Source organism: Kitasatospora dryopteridis, assembly GCF_050749075.1.
Lineage (GTDB): Bacteria > Actinomycetota > Actinomycetes > Streptomycetales > Streptomycetaceae > Kitasatospora.
This window is the reverse complement of sequence record NZ_CP192749.1, coordinates 7617742-7643849: the sequence shown is the minus strand read 5'-3', so window position 1 is coordinate 7643849 and position 26108 is coordinate 7617742. Positions and strand designations below refer to the sequence as shown.

Annotated in this window: 23 protein-coding genes; 13 read left to right on the top strand and 10 right to left on the bottom strand. The window is 74.8% G+C overall.

Annotation, left to right across the window (positions count from 1 at the left end; all coding sequences use genetic code 11):
- Window positions 1–221: 221 nt before the first annotated feature.
- Both ACQ614_RS34670 and ACQ614_RS34665 read left to right on the top strand, forming a co-directional pair.
- Entirely contained in the window at window positions 222–2444 is a 2223-nt protein-coding gene (locus tag ACQ614_RS34670; RefSeq protein ID WP_431683076.1) for a heavy metal translocating P-type ATPase, read from the top strand.
- Window positions 2441–2908: a copper chaperone PCu(A)C gene (locus ACQ614_RS34665; RefSeq protein ID WP_431683075.1), complete on the top strand. Its 468-nt coding sequence runs from the start codon at window positions 2441–2443 to the stop codon at window positions 2906–2908. The genes ACQ614_RS34670 and ACQ614_RS34665 overlap by 4 nt, the downstream gene beginning before the upstream one ends.
- A gap of 41 nt (window positions 2909–2949) precedes the next feature.
- On the opposite strand, the gene ACQ614_RS34660 is transcribed toward ACQ614_RS34665, so the two are convergent.
- Entirely contained in the window at window positions 2950–3834 is an 885-nt protein-coding gene (locus tag ACQ614_RS34660) for an MBL fold metallo-hydrolase (protein ID WP_431683074.1), read from the bottom strand.
- Between the two features lie 131 nt (window positions 3835–3965).
- On the opposite strand from ACQ614_RS34660, the gene ACQ614_RS34655 reads away from it, so the two are divergent.
- The 4 genes from ACQ614_RS34655 (at window position 3966) to ACQ614_RS34640 (ending at window position 6760) form a co-directional block, all read left to right on the top strand.
- Window positions 3966–4394: a MarR family winged helix-turn-helix transcriptional regulator gene (locus ACQ614_RS34655; RefSeq protein ID WP_431683073.1), complete on the top strand. Its 429-nt coding sequence runs from the start codon at window positions 3966–3968 to the stop codon at window positions 4392–4394.
- Between the two features lie 172 nt (window positions 4395–4566).
- A complete protein-coding gene (locus tag ACQ614_RS34650; RefSeq protein ID WP_431684106.1) occupies window positions 4567–5151 on the top strand; it encodes an ATP-binding cassette domain-containing protein in 585 nt (194 codons plus the stop codon).
- Window positions 5148–6011 (top strand): metal ABC transporter permease, encoded by an 864-nt coding sequence (locus tag ACQ614_RS34645; protein ID WP_431683072.1) that lies wholly within the window; start codon window positions 5148–5150, stop codon window positions 6009–6011. The genes ACQ614_RS34650 and ACQ614_RS34645 overlap by 4 nt, the downstream gene beginning before the upstream one ends.
- Window positions 5969–6760 (top strand): metal ABC transporter solute-binding protein, Zn/Mn family, encoded by a 792-nt coding sequence (locus tag ACQ614_RS34640; RefSeq protein ID WP_431683071.1) that lies wholly within the window; start codon window positions 5969–5971, stop codon window positions 6758–6760. Before ACQ614_RS34645 ends, ACQ614_RS34640 begins: the two co-directional genes overlap by 43 nt.
- Before the next feature lie 50 nt (window positions 6761–6810).
- Here ACQ614_RS34640 and ACQ614_RS34635 read toward each other — a convergent pair whose 3' ends face one another.
- Both ACQ614_RS34635 and ACQ614_RS34630 read right to left on the bottom strand, forming a co-directional pair.
- On the bottom strand, window positions 6811–8445 hold the full coding sequence (locus ACQ614_RS34635) for a class I adenylate-forming enzyme family protein (protein WP_431683070.1): 1635 nt from the start codon (window positions 8443–8445) through the stop codon (window positions 6811–6813).
- Window positions 8442–10190 carry a CoA transferase gene (locus ACQ614_RS34630; RefSeq protein WP_431683069.1) on the bottom strand — a complete coding sequence of 583 codons (1749 nt, stop codon included), beginning with the start codon at window positions 10188–10190 and terminating at the stop codon, window positions 8442–8444. Before ACQ614_RS34630 ends, ACQ614_RS34635 begins: the two co-directional genes overlap by 4 nt.
- 148 nt (window positions 10191–10338) lie before the next feature.
- On the opposite strand from ACQ614_RS34630, the gene ACQ614_RS34625 reads away from it, so the two are divergent.
- Window positions 10339–11529: an acyl-CoA dehydrogenase family protein gene (locus tag ACQ614_RS34625; protein ID WP_431683068.1), complete on the top strand. Its 1191-nt coding sequence runs from the start codon at window positions 10339–10341 to the stop codon at window positions 11527–11529.
- A 55-nt stretch (window positions 11530–11584) separates the two neighbouring features.
- On the opposite strand, the gene ACQ614_RS34620 is transcribed toward ACQ614_RS34625, so the two are convergent.
- The 3 genes from ACQ614_RS34620 to ACQ614_RS34610 are packed head-to-tail and all read right to left on the bottom strand — an operon-like array spanning window position 11585 to window position 15274.
- Window positions 11585–12646: a sugar ABC transporter permease gene (locus tag ACQ614_RS34620; protein ID WP_431683067.1), complete on the bottom strand. Its 1062-nt coding sequence runs from the start codon at window positions 12644–12646 to the stop codon at window positions 11585–11587.
- Window positions 12643–13788 carry an MFS transporter gene (locus tag ACQ614_RS34615; RefSeq protein ID WP_431683066.1) on the bottom strand — a complete coding sequence of 382 codons (1146 nt, stop codon included), beginning with the start codon at window positions 13786–13788 and terminating at the stop codon, window positions 12643–12645. Before ACQ614_RS34615 ends, ACQ614_RS34620 begins: the two co-directional genes overlap by 4 nt.
- Window positions 13789–13828: 40 nt before the next feature.
- Window positions 13829–15274 carry a short-chain fatty acyl-CoA regulator family protein gene (locus ACQ614_RS34610; protein ID WP_431683065.1) on the bottom strand — a complete coding sequence of 482 codons (1446 nt, stop codon included), beginning with the start codon at window positions 15272–15274 and terminating at the stop codon, window positions 13829–13831.
- 363 nt (window positions 15275–15637) lie between these two features.
- Here ACQ614_RS34610 and aceA point away from each other — a divergent pair, with 363 nt between their 5' ends.
- The 3 genes from aceA (at window position 15638) to ACQ614_RS34595 (ending at window position 19532) form a co-directional block, all read left to right on the top strand.
- Window positions 15638–16930 carry an isocitrate lyase gene (gene aceA, locus ACQ614_RS34605; protein WP_431683064.1) on the top strand — a complete coding sequence of 431 codons (1293 nt, stop codon included), beginning with the start codon at window positions 15638–15640 and terminating at the stop codon, window positions 16928–16930.
- Window positions 16931–17032: 102 nt separating this feature from the next.
- Window positions 17033–18640, top strand: a complete 1608-nt coding sequence (gene aceB, locus ACQ614_RS34600) for a malate synthase A (RefSeq protein WP_431683063.1) — start codon at window positions 17033–17035, stop codon at window positions 18638–18640.
- A 25-nt stretch (window positions 18641–18665) separates the two neighbouring features.
- Window positions 18666–19532: a 3-hydroxybutyryl-CoA dehydrogenase gene (locus ACQ614_RS34595; RefSeq protein ID WP_431683062.1), complete on the top strand. Its 867-nt coding sequence runs from the start codon at window positions 18666–18668 to the stop codon at window positions 19530–19532.
- Window positions 19533–19617: 85 nt separating this feature from the next.
- Here ACQ614_RS34595 and ACQ614_RS34590 read toward each other — a convergent pair whose 3' ends face one another.
- Complete coding sequence (locus ACQ614_RS34590; protein ID WP_431683061.1) at window positions 19618–20220, bottom strand: superoxide dismutase; 603 nt, start codon at window positions 20218–20220, stop codon at window positions 19618–19620.
- Between the two features lie 259 nt (window positions 20221–20479).
- On the opposite strand from ACQ614_RS34590, the gene ACQ614_RS34585 reads away from it, so the two are divergent.
- The 3 genes from ACQ614_RS34585 (at window position 20480) to ACQ614_RS34575 (ending at window position 22935) form a co-directional block, all read left to right on the top strand.
- Window positions 20480–21043, top strand: coding sequence for an AAA family ATPase (locus tag ACQ614_RS34585; protein WP_431683060.1), 564 nt, complete (start codon window positions 20480–20482; stop codon window positions 21041–21043).
- 58 nt (window positions 21044–21101) lie between these two features.
- The gene (locus ACQ614_RS34580; RefSeq protein WP_363491291.1) at window positions 21102–21458 is read left to right on the top strand and encodes an ArsR/SmtB family transcription factor; all 357 of its coding nucleotides are present in this window, start codon (window positions 21102–21104) and stop codon (window positions 21456–21458) included.
- A 106-nt stretch (window positions 21459–21564) separates the two neighbouring features.
- On the top strand, window positions 21565–22935 hold the full coding sequence (locus ACQ614_RS34575; protein WP_431683059.1) for an MFS transporter: 1371 nt from the start codon (window positions 21565–21567) through the stop codon (window positions 22933–22935).
- 296 nt (window positions 22936–23231) lie between these two features.
- On the opposite strand, the gene ACQ614_RS34570 is transcribed toward ACQ614_RS34575, so the two are convergent.
- The 3 genes from ACQ614_RS34570 to ACQ614_RS34560 all read right to left on the bottom strand — a co-directional run bounded on the left by ACQ614_RS34570 (window position 23232) and on the right by ACQ614_RS34560 (window position 26090).
- Window positions 23232–24053 (bottom strand): RNA polymerase sigma factor, encoded by an 822-nt coding sequence (locus ACQ614_RS34570; protein WP_431683058.1) that lies wholly within the window; start codon window positions 24051–24053, stop codon window positions 23232–23234.
- Window positions 24054–24597: 544 nt separating this feature from the next.
- Entirely contained in the window at window positions 24598–25077 is a 480-nt protein-coding gene (locus tag ACQ614_RS34565) for a hypothetical protein (RefSeq protein ID WP_431683057.1), read from the bottom strand.
- Window positions 25074–26090 (bottom strand): SCO0930 family lipoprotein, encoded by a 1017-nt coding sequence (locus ACQ614_RS34560; protein WP_431683056.1) that lies wholly within the window; start codon window positions 26088–26090, stop codon window positions 25074–25076. Before ACQ614_RS34560 ends, ACQ614_RS34565 begins: the two co-directional genes overlap by 4 nt.
- Window positions 26091–26108 lie beyond the last annotated feature (18 nt).

Genomic DNA, 26108 nt, shown 5'->3' with positions numbered 1-26108 from the left:
GCAACGGAGCCGGGCACCCGGCCGTATCTCGTCCTGGCGGGCTTCGCCCTGCTGCTCACCGTCGTGTTCGGCGGGTCCTTCGCCCTCGGGAAGGCCGTCGGCCCGGTCGCGCCGGGGCTGAGGCCCGCCACGGGCGGCGTGCCCGCCGACGGGCATTCGGACGGTCCGTCCCCGGGCTCTCCGAGTGATGACATGCCCGGCCATGTGATGGGAGCGGCCCGGTGAGCACGGCGACGGACCACGCGGTCACGGACCTGGCCGTGGGCGGGATGACCTGCGCCGCCTGCGTCGGCCGGGTCGAGAAGCGGCTGGCCCGGATCGACGGCGTGACCGCCACGGTGAACCTGGCGACCGGCCGCGCGCGGGTGGTGCATCCGGCCGCCGTCGCACCGGCGGAGCTGGTGGCCGCCGTGGAACGCGCCGGCTACACCGCCGAGCCCGTCCCCGACGGGCCGGCCGCCGCCGGACCGGCCGGGGACGGCGGCGACCGGCTCCGACTCGCCGTCACGGCCGCCCTGGCCGTACCCGTGCTGGTGGTGTCGATGGTGCCCGGGCTTCAGTTCCGGGCCTGGCAGTGGGTGTGCTTCCTGCTGGCCGTCCCGGTGGTCACCTGGGGCGCGTACGGGTTCCACCGGCGGGCCTGGCAGAACCTGCGGCATGCGGCGGCCACCATGGACACGCTGGTGAGCCTGGGAGTCCTGGCGTCGTTCGGCTGGTCGGCGTACGCGCTGTTCCTCGGCGGCGCCGGCGCGATGGACATGCGGATGCCGTTCTCGCTCACCGCGGCCGCCGACGGGACGGCCCATGTGTATCTGGAGGCGGCGGTCGGGGTGCCGCTGTTCGTGCTGTGCGGCCGGTTCCTGGAGGGCAGGGCCCGGCGCCGCGGCGGTTCGGCGCTGCGGGCGCTCGCCGAACTCGGCGCCAAGGACGTCTGCGTACGCGAGGACGGCGTCGAACGCCGCATCCCGGTACGGCAGTTGCTGCCCGGCCGGGAGTTCGTGGTGCGGCCCGGCGAGAAGGTCGCCACGGACGGTATGGTCGTCGAGGGCGGCTCTGCGCTGGACGCGAGCCTGCTCACCGGCGAGAGCGTGCCCGTGGAGGTCGGCCCGGGCGACCGGGTCACCGGCGCCACGGTCAACGTCGGCGGGACGCTGGTGGTGCGTGCGACCGCGGTCGGTGGCGACACCCAACTCGCCAGGATCACCGCGCTGGTGACCGAGGCCCAGGCCGGCAAGGCCCGGGCGCAGCGGGTCGCCGACGCGGTCGCCGGCGGGTTCGTGCCGTGCGTTCTGGCGGTGGCCGCCTGTGTGCTGGGCTTCTGGCTGGGGGCCGGCGGCGATCCGCAGGCCGCGGTCACGGCCGCGGTGGCGGTGCTGGTGGTGGCCTGCCCGTGCGCGCTCGGTCTGGCGACGCCGACGGCGCTGCTGGCCGCGACCGGCCGGGGCGCCGAGCTGGGGGTGCTGGTCCGCGGGCCCGAGGTGCTGGAGGGTCTGCGCCGGATCGACACGGTGGTGCTCGACAAGACCGGCACCCTGACCACCGGCCGGATGGAACTGGCCGGGATCACCACGGCATCGGACGTCCACGAGGCGGACGTCCTGCGGCTGGCCGGGGCGGTGGAGCACCGGTCGGAGCATCCGATCGGGCAGGCGGTCGCCGCGGCGGCCCGGCGGCGCGGCGGGGCCGGGCTGCCCCCGGTCGACGGGTTCGCGGCGACGGCGGGTCTCGGTGTCCGGGGGACGGTCGAGGGCCGGCGGGTGCGGGTCGTCCGGCCCGACCGGGCATCGGGCCTCTCCGGCCGCCTGCGCAAGGCGCTCGCCCGCGCCGAGTCGGACGGGCGGACGGCCGTGGTGGTGGAGCTCGACGACCGGGCGGCGGCCGTCCTGACGGTGGGCGACACGGTGCGGCCGGGCAGCTGGCGGACGGTGCGGCGGTTGCGCGACATGGGGCTGGAGCCGGTACTGCTCACCGGTGACCGGCCGGGTGCGGCCCGGGCGGTGGCAGCGGAGCTGGGCATCACCGCGGTGCATGCCGCGGCCTCGCCGGAACGCAAGGCGGAGGTGATTGCGGAGCTGCGGGCCGCCGGGCGGTGCGTGGCGATGGTCGGGGACGGCGTCAACGACGCGGTGGCCCTCGCCTCCGCCGACCTGGGTGTCGCGCTCGCGGGCGGCACGGACGCGGCGATCGGCGCGGCCGGGCTGACGCTGGTGCGCGGCGACATCGAGTGCCTGGTCGTCGCGGTGCGCCTGGCCCGGCGGACGATGGCCGCGATCCGCACCAACCTGGTCTGGGCGTTCGGCTACAACGCGGTGCTGCTGCCGCTGGCGGCGCTGGGCCTGCTCAATCCGATGCTCGCCGCGGTCGCCATGTCGGCGAGTTCGCTGCTGGTGGTCGTCAACAGCCTGCGCCTGCGCACCTGGCGGCCCTCGCGGGGTCTGCGGTGAGCCGGGCCGCGGCGATCCCGCCGACGGCCGCCGCGGTGACGGCGCTGGTGCTGCTGTGCGGCTGGACGTCCTTCGGCGGGGCCGGGCGGGCCGCGCCGGTCGTGGCGGCCGAGGGCCGCATCCTGGTGCCCACGAACGGCGCGGCGACGGCCGCCTTCTTCGTCCTGCGCAACCCCGGCGACATACCCGACGAGCTGACCGGGGCGAGCTGGGGGCGGACGGGACGGGCGGTGCTGAAGCGGCACGTGCACCGCGGCGCGACCGGCAGTTGGGAGCCGGTGGCGTCGGTGGCGGTGCCCGCCCGGGCCGAGGTGCGGCTGTCCCCCGAGGGCGCCGATCTGCTGATCGCCCGCCCGCCGGCCCTGCGTGCCGGGGAGTGGGTGGAGTTCACCCTGCACTTCCGGCACAGTCCGGATCTCCGGGTCCGGGCCCTCGCCGTCGCGCCGGGCGGCGCCGGGGCCTGATCCGGATCTGCGGGACGCGGGCCGCACCCGGCCCCGGCGGGTCAGGCGTCCAGTGGCCGCCAGGCCGGCCCGTCGCCGTCCTGCCGGACGTGGCCGAACACCACGTCGGCGAAGTGGACGCCGAAACCGAGGGTGCCGGGCTCCGCCAGCTCGGCGACGAGTCGGCGGCGGTGGTCGGCGGTCCTGGCCAGGTCGTGGTCGAAGGCCGAGGACCAGTCGGGGTGGTCGATCTGGATCGGCGAGTGCACCGCGTCGCCGAAGGCGATCAGGCGCCGCCCGCCCCCGGTGATGACGTACTCGGCATGCCCGACGGTGTGGCCGGGGGTGATCCGCACGTGCACGCCGGGGAAGACCTCCTGCCCGTCCGTGACCGTCCGGACGCGCGGCGCGAGGGCGGCGACCTGCTCGCCCATGCCCTGGGCCTCGAGGAGGTCGCGCGCGTCCCACTCCGGCTCGGGGATCAGGTGATCGGCGTGGGCGAACAGGGGCCGGCCGCTGCCGGGGGCGGGGACGCAGGCCCAGCCGATGTGGTCGGAGTGGAGGTGGGTGAAGGCGACCGCCTCGATGTCCTCGGGGCGGCGGCCGAGTTCGGCCAGGCTCTGCGGGAGCGCACCTCCGTGGATCACACCGATCGGGCCGTCGGGGGTCTCGAACGTCTGCGGGCCGAAGCCCGTGTCGATCAGCAGCGCGCGGTCGCCGTGCTCCACCAGCAGGCCGCCGACGCTCCCCACGAGGTGACCCGTGGCGTCCAGGTACTCCGGGTGCGCGGCCCACACCTCTCCGGTGGTGTCCGGGAGCAGTTGCAGCGGCCGCAGCCGCACGTCGCCGTCCGGCACGTACGACACCTTCGTGTCGCCCAGCCGGATCGAGCGGATGCCGGCCGGCCGGCTCAGTCGGTTGTCCTGGGTTGCCGTCAAGTCGGGCATGGGTCCTCCCCTGTGAGTTGCCGTCAGAGCGCGCCGCGGCTCCCCGCGGCGACGAGGATCACCATAAGCATCAAGTTCGAATCATTCAAGCTGCAAATATTTGGTCTTGACGGATTTGCTAGGGTGGCGGCATGACGACGTCCCCGGAGTCGCAGGTCATTGCCGAGCGACAGCTGTGCGGTCTGGTGAACGGGCTGGCCCAGCGGATCGCCGAGCACGTACGGGAGCGCGCCGCCACCCTCGGCCTCACCGCGTCCCAGGCGACCGCGCTGCGGGAGATGAGCGGGCCGATGACCATGCGGGAACTCGCCGAACGCATGAGCTGCGAGCCCTCCAACACCACCTTCGTCGTCGACAAGCTCGAGAAGCAGCGCCTGGTCGAGCGCCACCCGCACCCCACCGACCGCCGGGCAAAGCACCTCGTCCTCACCGCCGAGGGCACCGCACTGCGCGAGCGCCTCCTCGGACTCCTCGCGGTGGACTCCCCGCTGTCCGGTCTCACCCCGGAGGACCAGCGCGTGCTGCACAACCTGCTGGAGCAGGCCGTCACCCGCCGGTAGGACGGCACCGGCGCAACAGCCGGAGGCGGTCGGGAACCCGGCGGGCGGGCGGGCCGACCACCTGGTCGTGGAACACAGAGCGGATCACGGCGCCGTCGTCGCGCCCCGACGGGCCGCCGAACCGGCCGGGCTGGCCGTACGGCTGCGCGGCGCGGTCTGCCGGCACGGGCGGCTGGAGGCGGTGTCCGGCGTCGACCTCGATGTGGCGCCGGGTGAGCGGATCGCGCTGACCGGCACCAACGGGTCCGGCAAGACGACGCTGCTGCGTGCCCTGCTCGGGCTTCACCGGCAGGTCGCCGGGGAGCTGCTGGTCGGCGGGCGCGGCACCCGGACGGCAGCCGAGTGGGCCTGGCGCAGGCGGGCCTGTGCGTGGATCCCCCAGCGCCCGGCCGCAGGAAGATTCCCCTTGCTGGCCAGGGAGTTGCTGGCCGGCAGCGGGGCACTCACGGAGGCGGCCGGGGCCGCGGAGAAGCTGGGTGTCGGCGCTCTGGTGGACCGCCCGCTCACGGCGCTGTCGGGCGGCCAGCTGCAGCGGATGCACCTGGCCCGGGCGGTCGGCTGCGTGGCGGCCGGCGCTGGGGTGCTGCTCGCCGACGAGCCCACCGCCGCACTGGACTTCGCCGGTCAGGAGGAGGCCGCCGGGCTGCTCACCGGGCTGCCGGTGACGCTGCTGGTGGTCACCCACGACCGGGCGCTCGCCGCCCGGTGCGACCGGGTGCTGGAGATGGCGGCCGGACGACTGCGGGAGGTCTCGTGAACCCGCTCGAACAGGTCTCGGCACTGCTCCAGTTGGCGCCCGTCCAGCGGGCCGGCCTGGGCCTGGCACTGGCGAGCCTGGGGCTGCCGCTGGTCGGCGTCGTCATCGTCGGACTGGACATCATGCCGGTGCGGTTCGCCATGATGCACGTCGCGCTGCTGGGCATCGCGGTCGGGCTCGTCACCGGCCTGGACCCTGCGCTGTGCGCGATCGTGGCGTGCGCCCTCGCCGGGGCGGGGGTGGCGCCGCTGGCCCGGACGCCCGACGGCCTGTCCGGAGCGATGGGCCTGCTGATGAGCCTGGCGATCGCCGGGGCACTGCTGGTGCTGTCGGTGTCCGGGGTCAACGCCAACGGCGCGTTCGCGCTGCTCTGGGGCTCGATCCTCGCGGTGCGGCCGGGCGACCTGGCCGTCCTCTGCGCCCTGGCGGCAGCCGTTCCGGCGCTGCTGTTGTGGCGGCGGCGCGATGTCGCCCTGCTGCTGCACGACCGGGAGTTGGCGCTCTGCTCGGGAGTCCGGGTGCAGCGGCTGACGGTGGTGCTGCTCGTCCTGGTGGCGGTGGCGGTCGGCGCGGCGATCCGGCTGACCGGGGCGCTGCTGGTCGATGCCCTCACCCTGCTCCCGGCGCTGGCCGCCCGCCGACTGGGCCGCTCGCTCGGGTCGATCGCCCTGTGGGCGGTCGGCATCGGCCTGGTGGTGAACCTGGCCGGCTTCCTCGTCGCACTCGCCTGGGACCTGCCTCCCGGCCCCGTGCTCGTCCTTGCCGCCGGGGCGGTCGCCCTGGCAGCACATCTCGTCCCCGAACGGAGAGCCACCGCATGGCGCACAACCGCGTCCCCGTCCGTCACCTCGTCGCACTGAGCGCGGGCCTGCTCCTGCTCACCGCCTGCGGCAGCACGTCGAGCAGTGCCGACAACGGCAGGCCCGCCGGCCCGGTGGTGGTGGCGACCACCACCTGGGAGGCCGCGCTGGCCAAGGCCGCCGGTGCGACGAACGTCAAGGTGCTCGTCCCCGCCCAGGTGAAGCACGCACCGGACTACGAGCTGAAGCCCTCCGACCTGACGGCGGTCGCCGGCGCGGACTTCGTCCTCTACGCGTCCTTCGAACCGTTCGCCGGCAGGATCAAGGAGGCCGCCGGGTCCAAGGCCAAGCCGGTGGAGGTCACCCTGGACAACCACCGCGACGCCACCGCGACCGAAGTCACCAGGCTGGGCGCGGCCTTCGGCACCGAACAGGCCGCCGCACGGTGGAACACCGCCTTCGCCGCCGAGTACGAGAAGCTCGCCCGGCAGGTCAAGGCGGAGTGGCCGGCCGGCAAGGCCCCGGTCGTGGTCACCCAGACGTTCACCTCCTGGGCGGCCGACCTCGCCGGCGTCCAGCCGGCCGGCAGCTACGGACCGGAGGCGGTCACCCCGGCGCAGCTCGCCGAACTGTCGGCGAAGAAACCGCAGTTCGTCCTGGAGAACGCCGGCATGTCGACCGGCACCGTGCTGCCGGGCTCGGGTGCGAAGCAGATCGACATCGTCAACTACCCGGGCGAGGGCCTGGACATGCTCGCGGTGTACCGCAGCGCCGCGGAGCAGCTCCGGAAGGCCCTCTCCGGGTCCTGATGCACGCAGAAGGGGGCCACCCGGTCGGGTGGCCCCCTCTCGGCGCTCCGTCACCCGGCCTCGGCCGCCAGCCTCCGGAGTGCGGCCCGGTCCGGCTTGCCGGCCGGGGTCAGCGGCAGGGCGTCCAGCAGGACGAGCCGTTCGGGGTGCTTGCGCCGTTCCAGGCCGCACGCGTCCAGGTGCGTGCACAGTTGCTCCAGGGTGAGGCTGCGGCCCGCCCTCGGCACCACGCAGGCCGCCAGCCGCTCCCCCATCAGCGGGCACGGGACGCCGGTGCACAGCACGTCCCGGACGTCCGGGTGGGCCGCCAGTTCGCCCTCGACCTCGGCGGGGCTGATGTTCGCGCCGCCTCGGATCACGATGTCCTTCAGCCGCCCGACGACCCGCAGCACGCCGTCGGCGTCGAAGACGCCGAGGTCCCCGGTGCGCACCCAACCGTCGGTTGTCCGGTAGCGCTCGTTCAACTCGGGTGCGCCGACGTAGCACAGGGGTGTCATCGGGCCGCGGGCGACGATCTCGCCGACCTCCCCCGGGGCGGTGGCGAGACCGCCGTCGGCGGCAACCACCCGGATCTCGGCAACGGCCGGGTCGGGGCGGCCGACCGCAGCTCCCGGACCTTGGGACGTCCCGGACTTGCCGTCGAGGCCGGTGTGGCAGTTGACGCCGTCCGCCGAGCCGTAGAGGTTCACCACCGCGCAGCCGAAGGCGGCCTCGGCTTCGGCGCGGGTCACCTCGTCGAGGGGCGAGCCGCCGAGCACCAGGGCGGTCAGCTCCGGAAGCGGCTCCTGGGCGGCCGTCCGGTCCAGCATCATCCGGACCATGGTCGGCACCCCGAGCACATGGGTCGGCCGGTGCCGGACGACGGCCTCCCGGGCGTCGGCCGGGGTGAAGCGGTCCAGCAGCACGAGGGTGCCGCCGTGGCGGGCGAGGGTGACGGCGGTGCCACTGCTGCCGAAGGCCGAGGCCAGCGGCACCAGGAACAGGCAGCGCGGCGGTGTGCCGTCCGGCAGCAGCGCGGCGAGGAAGTTGCCGCGCCCGCCGGCCAGGGCGTTGTGCGAGTAGGCCACCATCTTGGGCTCGGCCTCCGTCCCGGAGGAGACGAGGATGCGGGCGGCGGAGTCCGGGTCGGGGCGGGCCGGGGTGAATCCGGAGGAGTCGGTGCGCAGCAGCTCGGTGAGGGCGTGGCAGCCTTCGGGGGCGGGCCCGCGGCCGGCTGCGACGACCAGTCGCAGCTGGGGCAACTCGTCGCGCAAACAGGCCAGTTCGCGGACGTGGTGGACGCCCCGGCACTCGGCGGCGGCGATCACGGCGCGGGCCCCGGAGCGGCCGAGCAGGGAGAGCGCCTCGCGGCTGCCGCGCCCGACCGGAAAAGGCAGGGCGACCGCGCCGAGCGCGGCCAGGGCGAGGTCTGCGATCACCGCCTCGCGGGTGTTGGGGAGTTGGACGCCGACCACGTCTCCGGCCGCCACTCCGCACCCGCGCAGCCCGGCGGCGAGGGAGCGCACCTTGCGGTCGAGGGCGGTGTAGCAGAGCGGTCCGCGGGAGTCGACGACCGCGGTGCGGTGCGGGTCCACCGTTCTGCGGGCCCGGAAGAGCGCGTACAGGTCGAGGTCGGGGCAGTGGCCTCGGTCGGCCCAGGCGCGGCGCAGGTCTGCCGGGACGAGGTCGTGGATGGCGGATGTCACGAGAACCTCCAGGGCGTGGGGACGGCGAGGGCGCCGTGGCTGTCGCGGGTGACGGCGCCGGTGAGGCGTGGGTCGGCGGGCAGGGTGCTCAGGTCGGTGGTGACGGCACTGGCGGCAAGGCCGCGGTCGCGCAGGAAGGCCTGGGCCTCGGGTGTGGTGAGGCCGGCCAGCCGGGCGGCGTGGCGGCGGGCCTCGGCGGCCGAGGCGTCGGCCGGGGCGGTCCAGCCGTCGGCCGTGGCGAGCGGGCGGCGGAAGCCCGCAGGTCGGCGGGCGGCGACCGGGGCGAGCAGCGTCTCCGCGGCACCGAGCAGGGAGGACTCGGCCCGGACGCCGTAGCCGGTGCGCTCGCGGAGCAGCAGGGCGGCCAGCACGGCCTCGGCGCCGTGCAGGCCGCCGAACACGTCGATCAGGGTCATCAGGGAGGGGGCGGGCGGTTCGTCGGCGGGGCGGACGGCCTCGGCGACTCCGGTGCGGGCCTGCACCATGAAGTCGGTTCCGGTCGGTGCACCGGGCAGCCGCCCGGCCCAGCCGCCGGTGTAGGCGTACACCAGGCCGGGGTTGGCGCGCGCGAGGGCGTCGGCGTCGAGCCCGAGCTGCTCGGCCTTGCCGGGCGCCCAGTTGTGCAGGAACACGTCGGCGCCGGCGGCGAGTTCACGCAGCTCGGCCTGCCCGGACGGCGGCTTGATGTCGATCTCGACGGCGCGCTTGCCGCGGTTGAGGGCGAGCCAGCGGGCCGAGACGCCGTCGCAGCACGGGGGCATGCCGCGCAGCGGGTCGCCGCCGGGCGGTTCGATGCGCAGGACGTCCGCGCCGAGCAGGCCGAGCAGGTGGGCGGCCAGCGGTGCCTGGATGCGGCGTCCGGCTTCGAGCACCGTCAACCCGGCGAGCGGGCGGGCGGGTTCGGCTCTGCCGGTGCGGGCGGATGCGGAGGGGTGGCCGAGTCGGAAGGTCCACGGGTCGCCGGGGGCCGGGTCCTCGGCGCGGTCGGCGCGCAGGTGCACGCGGCAGACGTCGGCGCCGGCGAGGGCTGCGGCACGCGCGATCTCGGCCCAGGACGCGGAGCGGGTGGCGGTGTGGAGCGCCTCGGGCAGCGGGGCGCAGGCCGTGGCATACCGGAACTGGAAGGGACGCCAGCCGGCCCGGACCGCCTCGGCGGGCGCGCCGAGGGCGCGCCAGAAGCCGGCCCAGGCGCCCGGTCCCAGGGCCTCGAGTTCGAAGCGGGTGCCGTCCGCGGCGGTGAACGGCGGCCCGCCCGGGCCCAGTTGCACCGCTTCCTCCTCGTCGGCGCCGGCGGCGGCCAGGTACTGGGAGACGGTGAGCAGGGCCGCCCGGTCGGTGCCCGTGGCGACGTGGGCCGCTCCCCCGTGCCGGGCCCGGCCGAGGAGGGCGGCGAGCAGGCCCTGCACGGCGAGGACGGAGGCGCAGGCGGCGGCGTAGTCGACGGCGAGGCCGCGAGGTGCGCCGTCGCGTCTGCCGTGGACGTGCATGATGCCGGTCAGGGCCTGGACGGTCGCTTCGTCCACGGCTTCCTGCGCCGGGTACAGGTCGGCACGGGAGAGTTCGGCGCTCACGTCGTCGGCGGCCTCGATCCGGGCCGGGCCGTGGGCGGCCTCCTCGAACTGGAGGGTCGCGCCGAGGGCGCGCAGGTGGGCCGCGGCCGGGGCGGTGAGATCGGCGGGCCCGGCGAGGCGCAGGTGCATCGCGGCGAGCGGCAGGGCTGCCAGGGTGGGGGCCGGGTGGGCCATGGCTCTCCTCTCCGGCGGCCGGAGTGCGGCTGCACGGGTCGTACGGGACGGATGCGGGAACCGGGCGGGCTCCGCGGCCGACCAACTCCACGACCAGGCAGTCGGATTGTCGTTTCATCGGGTTCCCGATGAATCCGGAGGAATCGCCATGAAGCCCCAGGAACCACCCGCCGCCCCGTACGGCCTGCCCGCCTGCCCGGACGGGCGGGCCGCGCTGCGCGAGCAGGTCGCGGCGTTCGTCCGGGAGCGCGTCGTCCCCTCCGAGGCCGTCCTCGACGCCGGCGGACCGCCGGCCCGCGACACGCTCGTCCGCCTGCAGGACGAGGCCAGGCAGGCCGGGCTCTGGGCACTTCCTCTGCCCGTCGAACTCGGCGGCCGGGGAATGCCGTTGGGCGACTACGCCCACCTCGCCGAGGCCGAGGGCGCCAGCGACCACGGCCCCGCGGCCCTCGGCTCGGCCCCACTGCTCGACGTGCTGATGCTGCAGCGCCACGGCTCGGCGGCCGTACGCGACACCTGGCTCAAGCGGATCACGGCGGGCGAGGCGCGAGCCTGCTACGCCATGACCGACGCCGACTCCCCCGGCACCGATCCTGCTGCCACCACCGCCCGGGCGGTCCCGGACGGCGACGGGTGGCGGCTGCACGGCCGCAAGTGGTTCACCAGCGGCGCCGGGGACGCCGACCTGGTCACCGTCATGGCCCGCACCGACGGCGCACCGGGCGACCGGGACGGCCTGTCGCTGCTGCTCGTCCCCACGTCCACGCCCGGTTTCCGTGTCGTCCGGGAACTGCCGGTCCTCGGCGCCGGCGGGCAGTGGGAGATCGAGTTCGACGACGTGCACGTACCCGCCGACCACCTCGTCGGGGACCGGGGCACGGCACTGCGGATCGCCGGTGAACGGCTGCGCCTCGGCCGTGTCCTGCGCTGCCTGCGATGGCTCGGCCAGGCCGAGCGCGCCTACGAGTTGATGTGCGAGCGGGCTCGCATCCGCGTCCAGGGCGGCGGCCCGCTCGCCGACCGCCAACTCGTCCAGCAGCTCGTCTTCGACTCCCTGCTCGCCATCCGCACCACTCGGCCGCTGGTGTACGAGGCCGCGGGCCGGCTCGCCGCCGGTCTGGACACCCGTACCGAGACCGGACTGGCCAAGGTCGCGGCAGCCCGGATGCTCCAGCAGGTCGCCGACGCCGCGATCCAGGTCCACGGCGCCGCCGGCCTCGGCCCCGACACCCCGCTGCCCGCACTCTTCCGCGCCGGTCGCGCCGCCCGGCTCCTCGACGGCCCTGACGAGTTGCACATCTCCGCCGTCGCCCGCCGGGTGCTCCGCGCCCCGTCCTGACGGATCGCCAAGCCAGGGGCACGGGGAACTGCGCCCGACGGAGTGACCCCCGAGCTCAAGCGGCGAACGGGGTTACCAGGCCGGTGAGCACCGCCAGGCCCAGGGCGAGGAAGAAGTCGCCCCACACCAGTTCGTGGCGGACGGCCAACCCGCGCCCGGCGTCGTAGCAGCCGTCCAACAGGCCGCCGGCGGGCGACAGACGGCGCGTGCACAGCAGGTGCAGGACCAGCTCGGCGCGGGCAGTCAACTGCCGGGCGGCCCGACCGTCGCCGTCCGTGCGGGCCAGCTCGGCGAGTTTCAGGGCCGCCACCGCCTCGATCGCCGCCGCCGAGGTGTCCGGCGGTCCCTTCCGGCCCTCCGCCCGTGGCACCGGCGGCGCGCCGTCGGCCAGCCGCAGGGCCGCCAAGGTCCGCGCCGCCGACCGCAGTTCCGCCGGTTCGACCGCTCCTGGCAGGGACAGCCCGTCCGCCACGGCCAGGAGCAGCCAGGCCGCCGTCCGGCTCCAGCCCGGCGGTGGCTCGTCCAGGGGCCGCCACCCGCCACCGGGCACGGCCTCCCAGGCCGGGCGCGGCGGACTCTCGGCCAGGCACAGCACCAGATGCCGGCCCAGGTGCGCGTACGCAGCCGCGCGACCCGCTTCCCCCACGTGCGCCAGCAGCGGCACCAGCCCGGGTGCACCGTCCGCGCGGGCGACCAGCCGCGGCCCGCCGAAGGCCCCGCCCCACGGCACCACGCCGAGTCCTGCGTCGAACGCGTCCAGGCATGCCCGTGCGGCCCGGTCGCGCAGCTCGTCCGCGGTGCTGTCGGCGAGCGCGGTGCCGTACCAGAGGATCATGCCCCTGGTCGCGGTGTCCGCCCCGACCCGGTCGGCCAGGCGCCCGGTGCACGCGCGGGCGGCGGCCAGGTCGGCGGGGCTACCGGAGTGCCGCACGGCGAGCCACTGCAGGCCCGCCCAGTGGCCGCCGGTCCAGGAGCCGCGGGCGGTGGTGGTCCACCGCCCGGTCTCCGGATCCGCGTACAGGGGGAAGCGCTGCCCGACCTCCTCGGCGGTCGCCCGGGCCCTTGCCAGGACGAGGCCGAGGGCATGCTGCGCCCAGTCGGGCCCGGCGCCGCTCATGCCGCGACCGCCTTCGCCCGGCGAAGGGCCGGTGCCGCGGTGACGGCGGACGCGGCGGCGAACTCGGCCGCCACCAGCAGCCAGCCCGGCCCGTACCCGGCGGCGGCCACCGCCTGGGCGAAGAGCGGTGGGCCGACCGCGAAGCCGGCGAAGAAGCCCGCCGAGACGAGTGCCGAGGCCCGCCCGGCCCGACCCGGCGGCGAACTCCGGATCACCAGAACCATCGACACGGCGTTGGCCGCCACCGCGAACACACCGACCGCCACCGCCCCCGGCCACACCAGCGGGTACAGCCGGACGGCCGCGGCCAGCAGCAGCGCCGCCCCGACCGCGCCCAGGGCGAGCAGGGCGGGCAGCGCCTCGGCCCTGCCGTCGCGGTCCGCCGTCCGCGACCAGCCCACCCGGCCGGCGATGCCCGCCAGACCCAGCACGGCCACCGGCACCGCGGCGAGCGTCGCCGACAGGCCGAGCCGCTGGGTGCCGAACAGCGCCAGGTAGGTGTTGACCGAGGCCACCCCGCAGCCCAGGAAGAGCGAGAACAGTGCCAGCCGGCCCACCGTGCGCGGTACGGCTGCCACAGGTGCGCCCGCCCCGGCCGGGGGCCCGTCCGCGGGCAGCACCCGGGCCGCCCACACCGCGCCGCGCCAGCCGACGCCCGCCGCCAGCAGCGACAGCGGGAGCCCGGCGGCAAAGGCGCCGAGCTGGACGCCCGACTGCTTCCAGCCGGTCACCGCGCCGCGCCGCTGCGGCGGGAACACCGCCAGGATCAGTTTGTTGGTCGCCGGGTTGGCCAGGGCCTGCGGCAACCCGCCGAGCGTCACTGCCGCCAGCAGCACGGCGGGCCCCGGCGCGGCCCCGATCAGGGCCAGTGCGGCGGCGGCGAGCACCAGCAGTGCCACCGTGCAGCGGCGCGGCCCGACCCGGTCGACCAGCCGTCCGGCCACCGGCGAGAGCAGCGCCGCGGCGCCGAATCCCGCGGTGGTGGTCAGGCCCAGTTCCGTCCGCGAGAGGCCCGACTCCCCCACCAGCCGCGGCCCGAGTGCACCCAGGAGGAACAGCTGCATCATCGAGAACGCCATGGCGCAGGTCAGCAGCGCCGCCACCGCCGTGCCCCCGCGGGGTGCCCCGACCTCGTCCGCCATCTGCACGACTGCCCCTCCGGATGCCGCATCCGCCGACCGTTCACCAGACAGTCGGACCGGCGGTCCGCCGAGTTCCCACCGGGTCCGGGTCGTCGTCGCGCAGGACCGGGTACGGCACGAAGGTGCTGCTGTGCTCGTCGACCGCGAGCGGGCGGCCGATCGGCGGGGCGGCGCGCTGGGGGCAGGCGGGGCGCTCGCAGACCTTGCAGCCGAGGCCGATCGGGGTGGCCGTCGCGCTGTCGGCGAGGTCGAGCCCGGCGGAATACACCAGCCGCCCGGCGTGGCGGAGTTCGCAGCCGAGGCCGATCGCGAAGGTCTTGCCCGGACGGCCCCAGCCGCCGGGCGCCCGGGTGACGGCGCGGGCCGTCCACAGGTACCGCTGCCCGTCGGGCATGGCGGCGACCTGGACGTGGACGCGCCCCGGCGAGGCGAAGGCCTCGTAGACGTTCCACAGCGGGCAGGTGCCGCCGGTGCGGGAGAAGTGGAAGCCGGTGGCGGACTGCCGCTTGGAGACGTTGCCCGCCCGGTCGACCCGGACGAAGGAGAACGGCACGCCGCGCAGCCGCGGGCGCTGGAGGGTGCTCAGGCGGTGGCAGACCGTCTCGTAGCCGACGCCGAAGTGGTCGGCGAGGCGCTCGATGTCGTAGCGGGTGCGCTCGGCCTCCGCGTGGAATGCCGTGTAGGGCAGCACCAGGGCGGCGGCGAAGTAGTTGGCGAGGCCGATCCGGGTCAGCGAGCGGGCGGCGGAGCCCTCCGGGCTGTCCTGGGCGGCGAGTTCGGAGAGCAGTGCGTCGTGCTCCAGGTAGGCCAGCTGGGTGGCCATCCGGAAGGCCTGCTGGCCGGGGCGCAGCCGGTCGGACAGGCGCAGCACCCGGGCGTGCTCGTCGTACTGGTGCAGGCGCTCTCCCCCGGTGGCGAGGTGGACGCCGTGCCGGTCGGCGAGCCGCTCGGCGAGCGCGGTCCGCACCCCGCCCCGCCTCAGCCCGATTCCGGAGGCCAACTCCTCCGCTGTGGTGTCGAGTTCGTGGAGGTAGTTCTGCCGGCGGTAGAAGAACTCGCGGACCTGCTCGTGCGGGGTGAGCGCGTCGGCCGCCGGTCCGCGGTCACCGGCCAGTACGGCGAGCTGCTCGGCGGCGGCCCGGCGGCTGCGGCCAAGGTCCGTCAACAGCCTTGCCACGGCAGGAAGTCGGGTGGCGACCTCGGCGAGGTCTCCCGGGGTGACGCGGCCGGCCGCGATCTCCTCGCCGAGTGCGTCGCGCAGTTCGGCGGTGAGCCGGGCGGTGTCCGGCGGGGCGAAGTAGCCCGCGTCGACGCCGAAGGCCTCGGTGAGGCGCAGCAGGACGGGGACGGTGAGCGGGCGGGCGTCGTGCTCCAGCTGGTTGAGGTAGCTGGGCGAGAGGTCGACCAGGCGGGCCGTGGCGGCCTGGCTGAGTCCGCGTTCCTCCCTCAGGCGGCGCAGCCGTGCTCCGGCGAAGGCCTTCCCCATGCTGTCGTGCTCCCCTCCCCCAGGACGCGGCCGGGCCTCCCGGCCCGGCGGGGGCAGCCTAGCCCGGGAGCCGCGGGCGGGGTGTTCGCAACCTTCGCAGATGCACCGGCGGGGCTTCGCAGAAGTTGGCACAGGTCCACCGGTGACGGCCGCGGCCCGGGGCTGCCAGAGTCGGTGGTGCGGCCGGTAGGCGCACAGGACAGCGGGAGAAGTCCAGGTCGGTCACCCCTGGACCGGCTGTCCGGGCGACCACCGTCTTGCGGTCCCGCACCGCCGCCGGCGCCGCCCGGCCGCCCGCCCACCCCTGCGGTGAGGTGCAACACATCCTTCGCAACAGGCAACGAGCATCCTCGGGAGCAGAGCATGACGACGTCGGTTCGGCAGCAGCAGGAGCAGCAGGCGGCGGCGCTGGCCGCCCGGTGGGCGGGCGACCCCCGCTGGGCCGGCGTCGAACGCAGCTACTCCGCAGCTGACGTGGTGCGGCTGTCCGGCACGGTGCGCGAGGAGCACACGCTGGCCCGCCGGGGTGCCGAGCGGCTGTGGCGGCAGCTGCACGAGCGGGACTACATCCACGCCCTGGGCGCGCTGACGGGCGGTCAGGCCGTGCAGATGGTGAAGGCCGGTCTGCAGGCGATCTACCTGTCGGGCTGGCAGGTCGCGGCGGACGCCAACCAGGCCGGGCAGACGTACCCGGACCAGAGCCTGTACCCGGCCGACTCCGTTCCCCAGGTGGTGCGCAGGATCAACAACGCGCTGCTGCGGGCGGACGGGATCGATGCGGCCGAGGGCAACGACGGCCCCGACTGGCTGGTGCCGATCGTGGCCGATGCGGAGGCCGGCTTCGGCGGCCCGCTGAACGCCTTCGAGCTCACCAAGGGCATGATCGCGGCCGGCGCGGCGGGCATCCACTACGAGGACCAGCTCGCCTCGGAGAAGAAGTGCGGCCACCTCGGCGGCAAGGTCCTGGTGCCCACCGCCCAGCACATCCGCACCCTCAACGCGGCGCGCCTGGCCGCCGACATCGCCGATGTGCCGACGGTGATCGTGGCCCGCACCGATGCGCTGGCCGCCAACCTGCTCACCACCGACGTGGACGAGCGCGACGCCCGGTTCTGCACCGGCGAGCGCACCGCCGAGGGCTTCTTCCGGGTCGAACCGGGCATGGCGCCGGTGATCTCCCGCGGCCTGGCCTTCGCCCCGTACGCGGACCTGCTGTGGGTGGAGACCGGCACCCCGGACCTCGCGCAGGCCCGGGAGTTCGCCGAGGCGGTCAAGGCCGAGTACCCGGACAAGATGCTCGCCTACAACTGCTCGCCGTCCTTCAACTGGAAGGCGGCCCTGGACGACGACGAGATCGCCAAGTTCCAGCGGGAGCTGGGCGCGATGGGCTACCGCTTCCAGTTCATCACCCTGGCCGGCTTCCATGCGCTGAACCACTCGATGTTCCAGCTGGCCCGCGGCTACGCCGAGCACGGCATGACCGCCTATGTCGACCTGCAGGAGGCCGAGTTCGCGGCCGTGCCGGACGGCTACACGGCCGTGAAGCACCAGCGCGAGGTCGGCACCGGCTGGTTCGACCAGGTCTCCACCGCGCTCAACCCGAACGCCGAGACGCTCGCCCTGACCGGCTCCACCGAGGCCGAGCAGTTCCACTGACCGAACCCGGCGGCCGCCCTGCCGGGACGCTCCACGGCCGCCGCCCCCGCCCGGGGCCTCGTTGAGGGACGAAGCCCCGGGCCCACCTTCCTGGAGAGCCGCATGAGTCAGAGCCGCATCGAGGTCCTCGGCGGGCACGAGGACCGCTTCGAGGAGATCCTCACCCCCGACGCCCTGGGATTCCTCGCCCGCCTGCACGAGGCCTTCGCCGACCGCCGCACCGCACTGCTCGCCGAACGCGCCCGCCGCGCCGCCGACCTGGCCGACGGCGGTACCCTGGACTTCCGTCCGGAGACCCGCGCCGTCCGCGAGGACCCCGGCTGGCGGGTGGCCGGCGCCGGACCGGGCCTGCACGACCGCCGGGTCGAGATCACCGGCCCGCCCGAGCGCCGGATGACCGTCAACGCGCTCAACTCCGGTGCCGGGGTGTGGCTCGCGGACTTCGAGGACGCCACCGCCCCCACCTGGCACAACATCGTCTCCGGCCAGCTCAACCTGCTGGACGCGATCGAGCGCCGGATCGACGACACCACCACGGAGGGCAGGTGGTACCGGATCGGTGACGACCCCGCCACCGTCGTCGTCCGCCCCCGCGGCTGGCACCTGGACGAGGCGCACCTGCTGTTCGACGGCCGCCCTGCCGTCGGCGCGCTGGTGGACTTCGGCCTCTACCTGTACCACTGCGGCCGGCGGCAGATCGAGCGCGGCAGCGGCCCGTACTTCTACCTCCCCAAGCTGGAGAACCACCTCGAGGCCCGCCTGTGGAACGACGTCTTCACCTTCGCCCAGGCCGAGTTGGGCATCCCGTACGGCACCGTCCGGGCCACCGTGCTGATCGAGACCATCACCGCGGCCTTCGAGATGGACGAGATCCTCTACGAACTGCGCGACCACGCCGCCGGGTTGAACGCGGGCCGGTGGGACTACCTGTTCAGCCTGATCAAGAACTTCGCCCACCACGGCCCCCGGTTCGTGCTGCCCGACCGGGCCTTCCTCACCATGACGCAGCCGTTCATGCGCGCCTACACCGATCTGCTGGTGCGCACCTGCCACCGGCGCGGCGCGCACGCCATCGGCGGCATGGCCGCCGCGATCCCGCAGCGCGACCCCGAGGCCGACGAGGTGGCGCTCACCAAAGTCCGGCTGGACAAGGAACGGGAGGCCGGCGACGGCTTCGACGGCTCGTGGGTCGCCCACCCGGGCCTGGTCGCCACCTGCCGCACCGCCTTCGACGCCGTCCTCGGCGACCGCCCGAACCAGCTCGACCGCAGCCGCGAGGACGTCGAGGTCACCGCAGCCGACCTGCTCGCCGTCCACCGGCTGAGCGTCGGCCTGCCGACCGACCAGGGCCTGCGCTCCAACGTCGCCGTCGCGCTGCGCTACCTCACGGCCTGGCTGGGCGGCACCGGCGCGGTCGCCGTGTTCGGGCTGATGGAGGACGTCGCCACCGCCGAGATCGCCCGCTGCCAGCTCTGGCAGTGGCAGTACCACTGCTCCCGGCTCACCGGCGGCTCGCTCGTCACCCCCGGCGCGGTGCGGCGGCTGATCGACCGGGAGCGGGCCGCGCTGCTCGCCGAGGGCGCCGACCCGGCGCTGGTGGACGACGCGGTGCGGGTCCTGGAGGAGACCGCGCTGGGCGCCGAACTGCCCGCCTTCCTCACCACCGAGGCCTACGCCCGCCACCTCGTCCGAGTCCGCACCGCGGCGTGAGCCGCCCCACCACGGAGGCAGTGCCATGAACGAGATCCGACGGGTCGCCGTGGTCGGCGCCGGGCAGATGGGCTCCGGCATCGCCGAGGTGTTCGCCCGCGCCGGCCTGGACACCGTGGTCTGCGAACGCGGCCCGGACGCCCTGCGCGCCGCCCGCGCCCGCATCGACCGGTCCCTGCACCGCGCGGTCGACCGCGGCCGCCTCGACCCCGCCGACCGCGACGACGCCTGGGCACACCTGTTGTTCGCCGACGACCTCGAGGCACTGGCCGACCGCCAGCTCGTGGTCGAGGCCGTCGTCGAGGAGGAGAGCGTCAAGACCGACGTGCTCGCCACCCTGGACAAGGTGCTCGCCGACGAGCACGCCGTGCTGGCCACCAACACCTCCGCCATCCCGGTCACCCGGCTCGGCATCGCCACCGGCCGCGCCTCCCACGTGCTCGGCCTGCACTTCTTCAACCCCGCACCGGTCATGCCACTGGTGGAACTGGTCTCCTCGCTGCACACCGACCCGCACGTGCTCGACCGGGTGGAGCGCTTCGCCTCCGGCACCCTCGGCAAGCGCGTCGTCCGCTCCCGCGACCGGGCCGGCTTCGTCGTCAACGCCCTGCTGGTGCCCTACCTGCTGTCCGCGATCCGGATGGCCGAGGCCGGCCACGCCGCCCCCGAGGACATCGACGCCGGCATGGTCCACGGCTGCGCCCACCCCATGGGCCCGCTCCGACTGGCCGACCTGATCGGCCTGGACACCGTCGAGGCCATCGCCCGCTCGCTCTACGAGGAGTACAAGGAGCCGCTGTACGCACCCCCGCCGCTGCTCTCCCGGATGGTCGAGGCCGGCCTCCTCGGCCGCAAGACCGGCCGCGGCTTCCATCCCTATCCGGGGGCGTGAACGGAGCCGCGGCGGCCGCGCCCGGTCGGGGGCGGGCCGCCGCGGCTCTGCTGCGGCAGCACTGCTCGACTGCCGCAGGCGCGGATCAGCCCCGGGTGGCGGCGGTGAAGCGTTCGGTGACGTCCTGCCAGTTGACGACGTCCCACAGGCGCTCGACGTAGTCGGGGCGCACGTTGCGGTACTGGAGGTAGTACGCGTGCTCCCAGGCGTCGAAGGCGAGCAGCGGGGTGGTGCCCTGACCGACGTTGCCGTGGTGGTCGTAGACCTGCTCGACGATCAGGCGCCTGCCGAGGGGTTCCCAGGAGAGGATGCCCCAGCCGCTGCCCTGGACGCCGACGGTGGCGGTGGTCAGCTGCTTCTTGAAGGCCTCGAAGGAGCCGAAGTGCTCGGTGACGGCGTCGCCGAGGGCGCCGTCCGGGCGGTCGCCGCCCTCCGGGGAGAGGTTCTGCCAGAACAGCGAGTGCAGCACGTGGCCCGACAGGTGGAAGGCCAGCGTCTTCTGCAGGCCGACCAGGCCGCCGAACTGCTCCTTGTCACGTGCCTCGGCGAGCTGGTCGATCGTGTCGTTGGCGCCCTTGACGTAGGCGGCGTGGTGCTTGGAGTGGTGCAGCTCCAGGATCTCCGCGGACATGGCGCGCTCGAGCGCGGAGTAGTCGTACGGGAGGTCGGGAAGCGAGTAGGTGCCCATGGCGGGACACGGCCCCTTTCGACGAGCGGTGTTGATCGTGCCGAGGCAGCACTATTGCACATTGCTTGCAAGAGAGAAGCATATGCGTCAGCAGGCTGCATGCAAGGACGGATCGGCGGGATGCCCTCACCGCGAAAGGACCTGACGGTCCGGCGGCCGCTATCCTCGCGGGCGTGAGCCACGAGGAATCGGCGGGAACGGCCGGGGAGCCGCCGGCGACAGCACGGTTGCACGAGGCGCCGGACCACCACGGCAGCGCATGACCGGCCCGCTCGCCGTTCTGGTCAACGGGCTGCCCGGCGCCGGGAAGACGACCGTCGCACGCGCCCTTTCGCGCGGGCTGGGGCTGCCGCTGTTCAGTAAGGACGCGGTCAAGGAGGCCCATGCCGATGCGCTGGGCACCGAGCGGGCCGACCTGCCGTTGCGGCGGTGGAGCACTGCGCTGGGCGCTGCGGCCGGCGAGACGATGTGGGCGCTGCTGGCGGACGCACCCGCCGGTGCCGTCCTGGAGTCCTGCTGGCCTGCCGACGCGCGGGACTTCGTCCTGCGGGGCCTGGACCGCGCCGGCAACCCCGCTGCGGTGGAGATCCGGTGCGACGTTCCGCCGGAGACCGCCCGGCGCCGCTTCGAGGCCCGCCATCCACGCCACCCGATCCACGGCGGCCTGCCGACGGACGGCGAGTGGGAGTACTGGCGCCGCACCGCCGGCCCGCTCCGGATCGGCCCGACCCTGCACCTCGACACGACCCGCCCGGTCGACGTCCCGGCCGTCGTCGCCTGGATCCGGAAGCCCGAGCACCGCAGCTCCGCACAACGGGGCTGAGGTACGCACATGTGCGCACATGCGCAACCGCGGCCGCGGCCGCGGCTACGATGGCCGGATGGACACGCGCACTCCGGTCGCACATGCACACCCGTCGCAGGAGCGCTCCAGCAGTGAGCGCCTCGACGTCGCGGCCGCCGTTCTCGTCCTGCTCGCCGACCGCACCCGCCTCGCCCTGCTGGAGCGACTGGGCCGCGGGGAGGCGGACGTGACCACCCTGGTCGAGGCGACCGGTGCCGCCCGGCCGTCCGTCAGCCAGCACTTGGCCAAGCTCCGCCTGGCCGGCCTGGTCAGCACCCGCAAGGACGGCCGCCGCGTCGTCTACTCCCTGCGCCACGGCCACCTGCGCCGCCTGGTCGACGAGGCCCTGAACGTCGCCGACCATCAGATCGGCTCACTGCCGCCCCACGACTGACCCTGCTCCGCACCCCGCCCTGCGCCCGCCGTTCCAACATGTGCGTAAGTACGCACATGTTGATTACGATGGGACGGCCGGACTACCGACGCACCGGGGACGGGCCATGCTTGCCGTGCTGCGCAACCGCACCTACCGCCATCTGTTCACGGCGCAGGTCGTCGCCCTGGTCGGCACCGGACTGGCGACGGTGGCGCTCGCCCTGCTGGCGTACGACCTCGCCGGGACCGATGCGGGCGCAGTGCTGGGCACCGCCCTGGCGATCAAGATGGTGGCGTACGTGGGCATCGCACCGCTCGCGGGTGCCTTCGCCGGCCGCATCCCGCGCCGGGCGCTGATGGTCGCGACGGACCTCACCCGGGCCGGCACGGCCCTGGCCCTGCCGTTCGTCGACCGGGTGTGGCAGATCTACCTGATGGTGTTCCTGCTGCAGGCGGCCTCGGCCGCGTTCACCCCGACCTTCCAGGCGACCGTCCCCCAGGTGCTGCCCGCCGAACGGGACTACACCGACGCCCTGTCGCTCTCCCGACTCGCCTACGACCTGGAGTCGCTGTTCAGCCCGGCACTGGCCGCGCTGCTGCTGACCGCGGTCTCCTACGACTGGCTGTTCACCGGGACGGCGCTCGGCTTCGCCGCCTCGGCCGCCCTGATCGTCTCCGCCGCCCTGCCGAAGGCTCCCGCGGCCGAACGCACCGGTGGTGTCCGCACCCGGGCGGCGTTCGGCTCCCGGCTGTTCCGGGCCACGCCCAGGCTGCGGGCCCTGCTCGCGCTCGACCTCGCGGTCGCCGCCGCCGGGGCGATCGTGTTCGTGAACACGGTCGTGGTGGTGCGCGGGCACTTCCACCGGGCTGCCGGGGACGTCTCGCTCGCACTCGGCGCCTACGGCGCAGGATCGATGCTCGCCGCACTGGCGCTGCCGCGCCTTCTGTCGCGGGTGGGCGACCGGGCGGTGATGCTGCCCGCGGCCCTGGCACTGCCCGCCGTGCTCGCCGTCGTCGCCGCGGTCACCGCCGCCGCCCCGGACGGGTGGGCGTGGGCCGCACTGCTGGCAGCATGGGCGCTGATCGGTGCCGCCGGTTCGGCGGTGCTCACCCCCGGTGGGCGGGTGATCCGCCGCTCGGCCGCCGACGAGGACCTGCCGGCCGCGTTCGCCGCCCAGTTCTCGCTCTCGCACTCCTGCTGGCTGCTGACCTACCCGCTCGCCGGCTGGCTCGCCGCCGGTGCCGGACTGCCCGCCACCGCCCTCGTCCTGGGCGGCATCGCGCTCGCCGCCGCCCTGGGCGCCGTCGCGCTGTGGCCCCGCCGCGACCCCGACGCGCTCCAGCACGAGCACACCGACCTGCCGCCCGGGCACCCCCACCTCGCCGGCGCCCACCTGTCCCGGGCCGGCGGCTGGAGCCACGGCCACCACTACGTCATCGACCGGCACCACCACGCCTGGCCGCACACCACCCGCGACCGGGCCGCCGCCGGCTGACCGCGGCTCGTCCGGCGCTATCCGAAAAGAGCCCGCTGCTCCGCCCGGGGGGGTTCCGGGCGGAGCAGGGCCGTGCCGTTCTGCGGTGGGCCGGAGGGCCTCGGGCCGGGTCGGCCCATGGTGCGCCGCATCCCTTCCCGCGAGGCCCGGTCCCCACCGGGCGAGCGGCGGGAGGGGGCGGGCGCGGCCGCCGTCCGGCTGCGGGTTGCCTCCCCGGAACGGCTCCGGGCTTCGCCGGATGTGCTGCCGCCCGGGGGCGTCCGTGACGGACCGGACGCTCGGGCCGCCGGCCGGGATCAGCACGGCCGCACCGCCGCGGGGCGGGTGGGCACCAGGGACGTGGTGACGATGCGGCGGTTGGCCCGGCGGAACTCCTCGGCCACCCGGCCGCAGCCGAGGCACTCCTCCAGGTGCCGGGCGAGCTCCCGTCCGCGGCGCCGGCCGGGGCGGCGGACGGCGCCGGTCAGCAGCGAGGTGAAGTAGCCGCACTCCAGGCCGGTGCCCTCGTCCACGTGCGCGCGCAGGTACGCCTCGCGCAGCCCGGCGCGGGCGCGGGCGGCGAGGGAGCGCACCCCGCTGGGCGTCATGCTCATCCGCTGGGCGACGGTGGCGGCGGACTCGCCCTCCACCACGAAGAACCACAGCAGCACCTGCCACCGCTCGGGGAGGGAGCGGTAGGCCTTGGCGACCAGTGCCGTCTCCTCTGCCGCGAGCAGGGCGCCCTCGGTCTCCGCCTCGTCGGCCAGGAGCTCGGCCCAGGTGTGGAAGTCCTCCGGCAGCACGACCCGGTCGGTGGTCTGGGCGCTCCACTCCATGGCCGTCCGGCGGACGCAGGCCTGCAGGTACGGGCGCCAGGCGTACCGCGGGCCGCGGCCGCGGGCGACGGACGTGTAGGTGCTGACGTAGGCCTCGGCGGCGAGGTCCTGGGCGGTCTGCAGGTCGCGGCAGTAGCGGCGGGCGTAGGCGAGCACGGCACCGTGGTGGCGGGTGAACACCTCGGCCATCACCTCCCGGATGCGGGAGGTGCCGGTCGGGGTCGAAGCAGCGAGCGCCTCCGCGAGTTCGGCGTCGCTCAGCGCGCTCAAACCCGATTCGCGGGTGCTGGTACGAAGGGTCATGTGTTCCTCCTCAGCTCTGGCCTTCTCACGGCGGGGAGTTCGCGGCCTGGCCGGCATGTCGGCCGACCGGGCCGGGACGGGGAACTGCCTGGAAAAGGGCATCGACGGCGGTCTGCTGCTGGGCCGTCGGGACGGTGTGGCAGGAAGGGCCACAGCACACCAGTCCCATGGGTTTCAGGGCAACCGTCTCCGGAGGGGCCGGGCGCCCGGCGATTCCGGAACCGAATGTGTTGAAACCGCGTGCATTGCGGCGAAGCGGCGCGCAGGCCGTGCCGCAGCCGCCCTGGCGGCCGGCTGCGGCGCCCGTCAACACCCTGGCAAGGCCACGTCAAGTACGAAGGCCCATCAATTTCAAAACAGTTGATACAGCATTGGCATGGTTGCGCGTCCCGCCCGACGCGGTTTCATGAAAAACTGACGGTCCGTCATATGCCCTTTCGCCACGGTCAGGCACCGTACGACGGCGGAGAGCAGCAACGGGCGAGGGTCCCCGCCGGCCGGTGCCGGCGGGGACCCTCGCCCTGTTGTTCGTTGTTGGGACTGTTCACCCGCTGCCGGGTTGCATGTGCGCGCCGGCGTGGTCGACCCCGCCGACGATCTGTCCGCCGAGCAGCCCGTGCATGGTGTCCGCCGTGGTGTCGGACAGCACGACCACCCACCTGTCGCCCACCAGGTACGACCCGCCGTAGGCCTTGGCCTCCGTGGTCCAGGCGTCCTGGGCGCGTGCGGTCGGGAAGGTGGCGATCCACACCTCTTCCCCACCGGAGGTGCACAGGCCCTGCCGGAGGTCGGCCGCGTCGGTGGTGATCTCGGCCGTGCAGCCGATCCGGCGGGCCAGGTCCTCCACCGAGCGGTGGCTGTCCGGGCGCTCCGCCGCCTGCGACGGGCCGGCCATCCCGCCTGCCCCCCAGAGGAGTTCGGCGACCCCCAGGAGGAGCAGGACGAGCAGCGCGGACCACTTGAGCGCGGTGCGGACGGTACGGTCGCTCCCCGGCGGTGCGAGGGAGGCGCTCAGCGCCCTCACTTGCCGGTCGCCGCCTTGCCCTGCGGGTTGATGGCCGTCCACATCCCGTTGCCCATGCCGTTGCCGAGGGCGTCACCGTAGCCCTGGTCGCCCGTGTAGAGGTACGCGGGCGTGCAGTTGATGCTCAGCTGCCAGCTGCCGTCCGGCCGCTGCATCTTGCCGACCAGCTTCGGGTCCACGCCCTTGATCTTCTTGGGGTCCACCGGGGGCGCGGGCGTCCAGGTCTTGAGGCACTCCCCCACGCAGTTGGACTTCATCGGCCAGGCGGTGTCCTTGCCGAAGTGGTAGAGGGTCCGGCCGTTGGCGTCCACCATGATCGGGCCGAGCTGCGGGTGGACGAAGACGGAGATCTGCAGGCCCGCCGGGGGCTGCTGCTGGGTCTGCTCCTGCTGCTCGGTGGGCTGCGCCGTCGGCGCGGCGGTCGCCGTGGCACCGGAGCCGCCGGCCTTGGCCTTCGACCCGTCCGGCGCCAGGGCGTGCCACGTGCCGCCCACGCCCTCGCCCTTGGTGTCGCCGGGCGCCTTGTCCTGCGCGTAGCGGTAGGCGGGCCAGCCGCCCACCGTCAGCTGGCGCATGCCGTCGGCGCGGGTGAGCACTCCGAGCTTCTCCGAGTCGATCCCGTTGCCGGCCGTGGTGTTGCCGTCGTTGACGACCGGCGGCCAGGTCGTGGCACAGGTGCCGGAGCAGTTGGACGCCGGCGGCTTGGCGGTGTCCTTGTCGAACCGGTAGAGGGTGAAGCCCTCGCTGTCCGTCAGGACGGGGCCGAGCTTCTCGTCCACCCGGACGGCCAGCTGACCGGCGGCCTTGCCGCTGCCGGCGCCCGCGGAGGGCGCGGCGTCGCCGTAGACGCCGTACCCGCCGGCCGGGGCCGGCGTCGCACCGGCCACCTGCCCGGAGTCGGCCTTCGCGTTGGACGGACTGGCACTGCTGTTGGCGCTCCCGAAGGCCGCCATGAGGACGAGGCCGGCCAGCAGGAGGCAGACCGCTACGAGTCCGTATCGTTTCGTCGTCAAGATCGTCCTTGCCTTTCC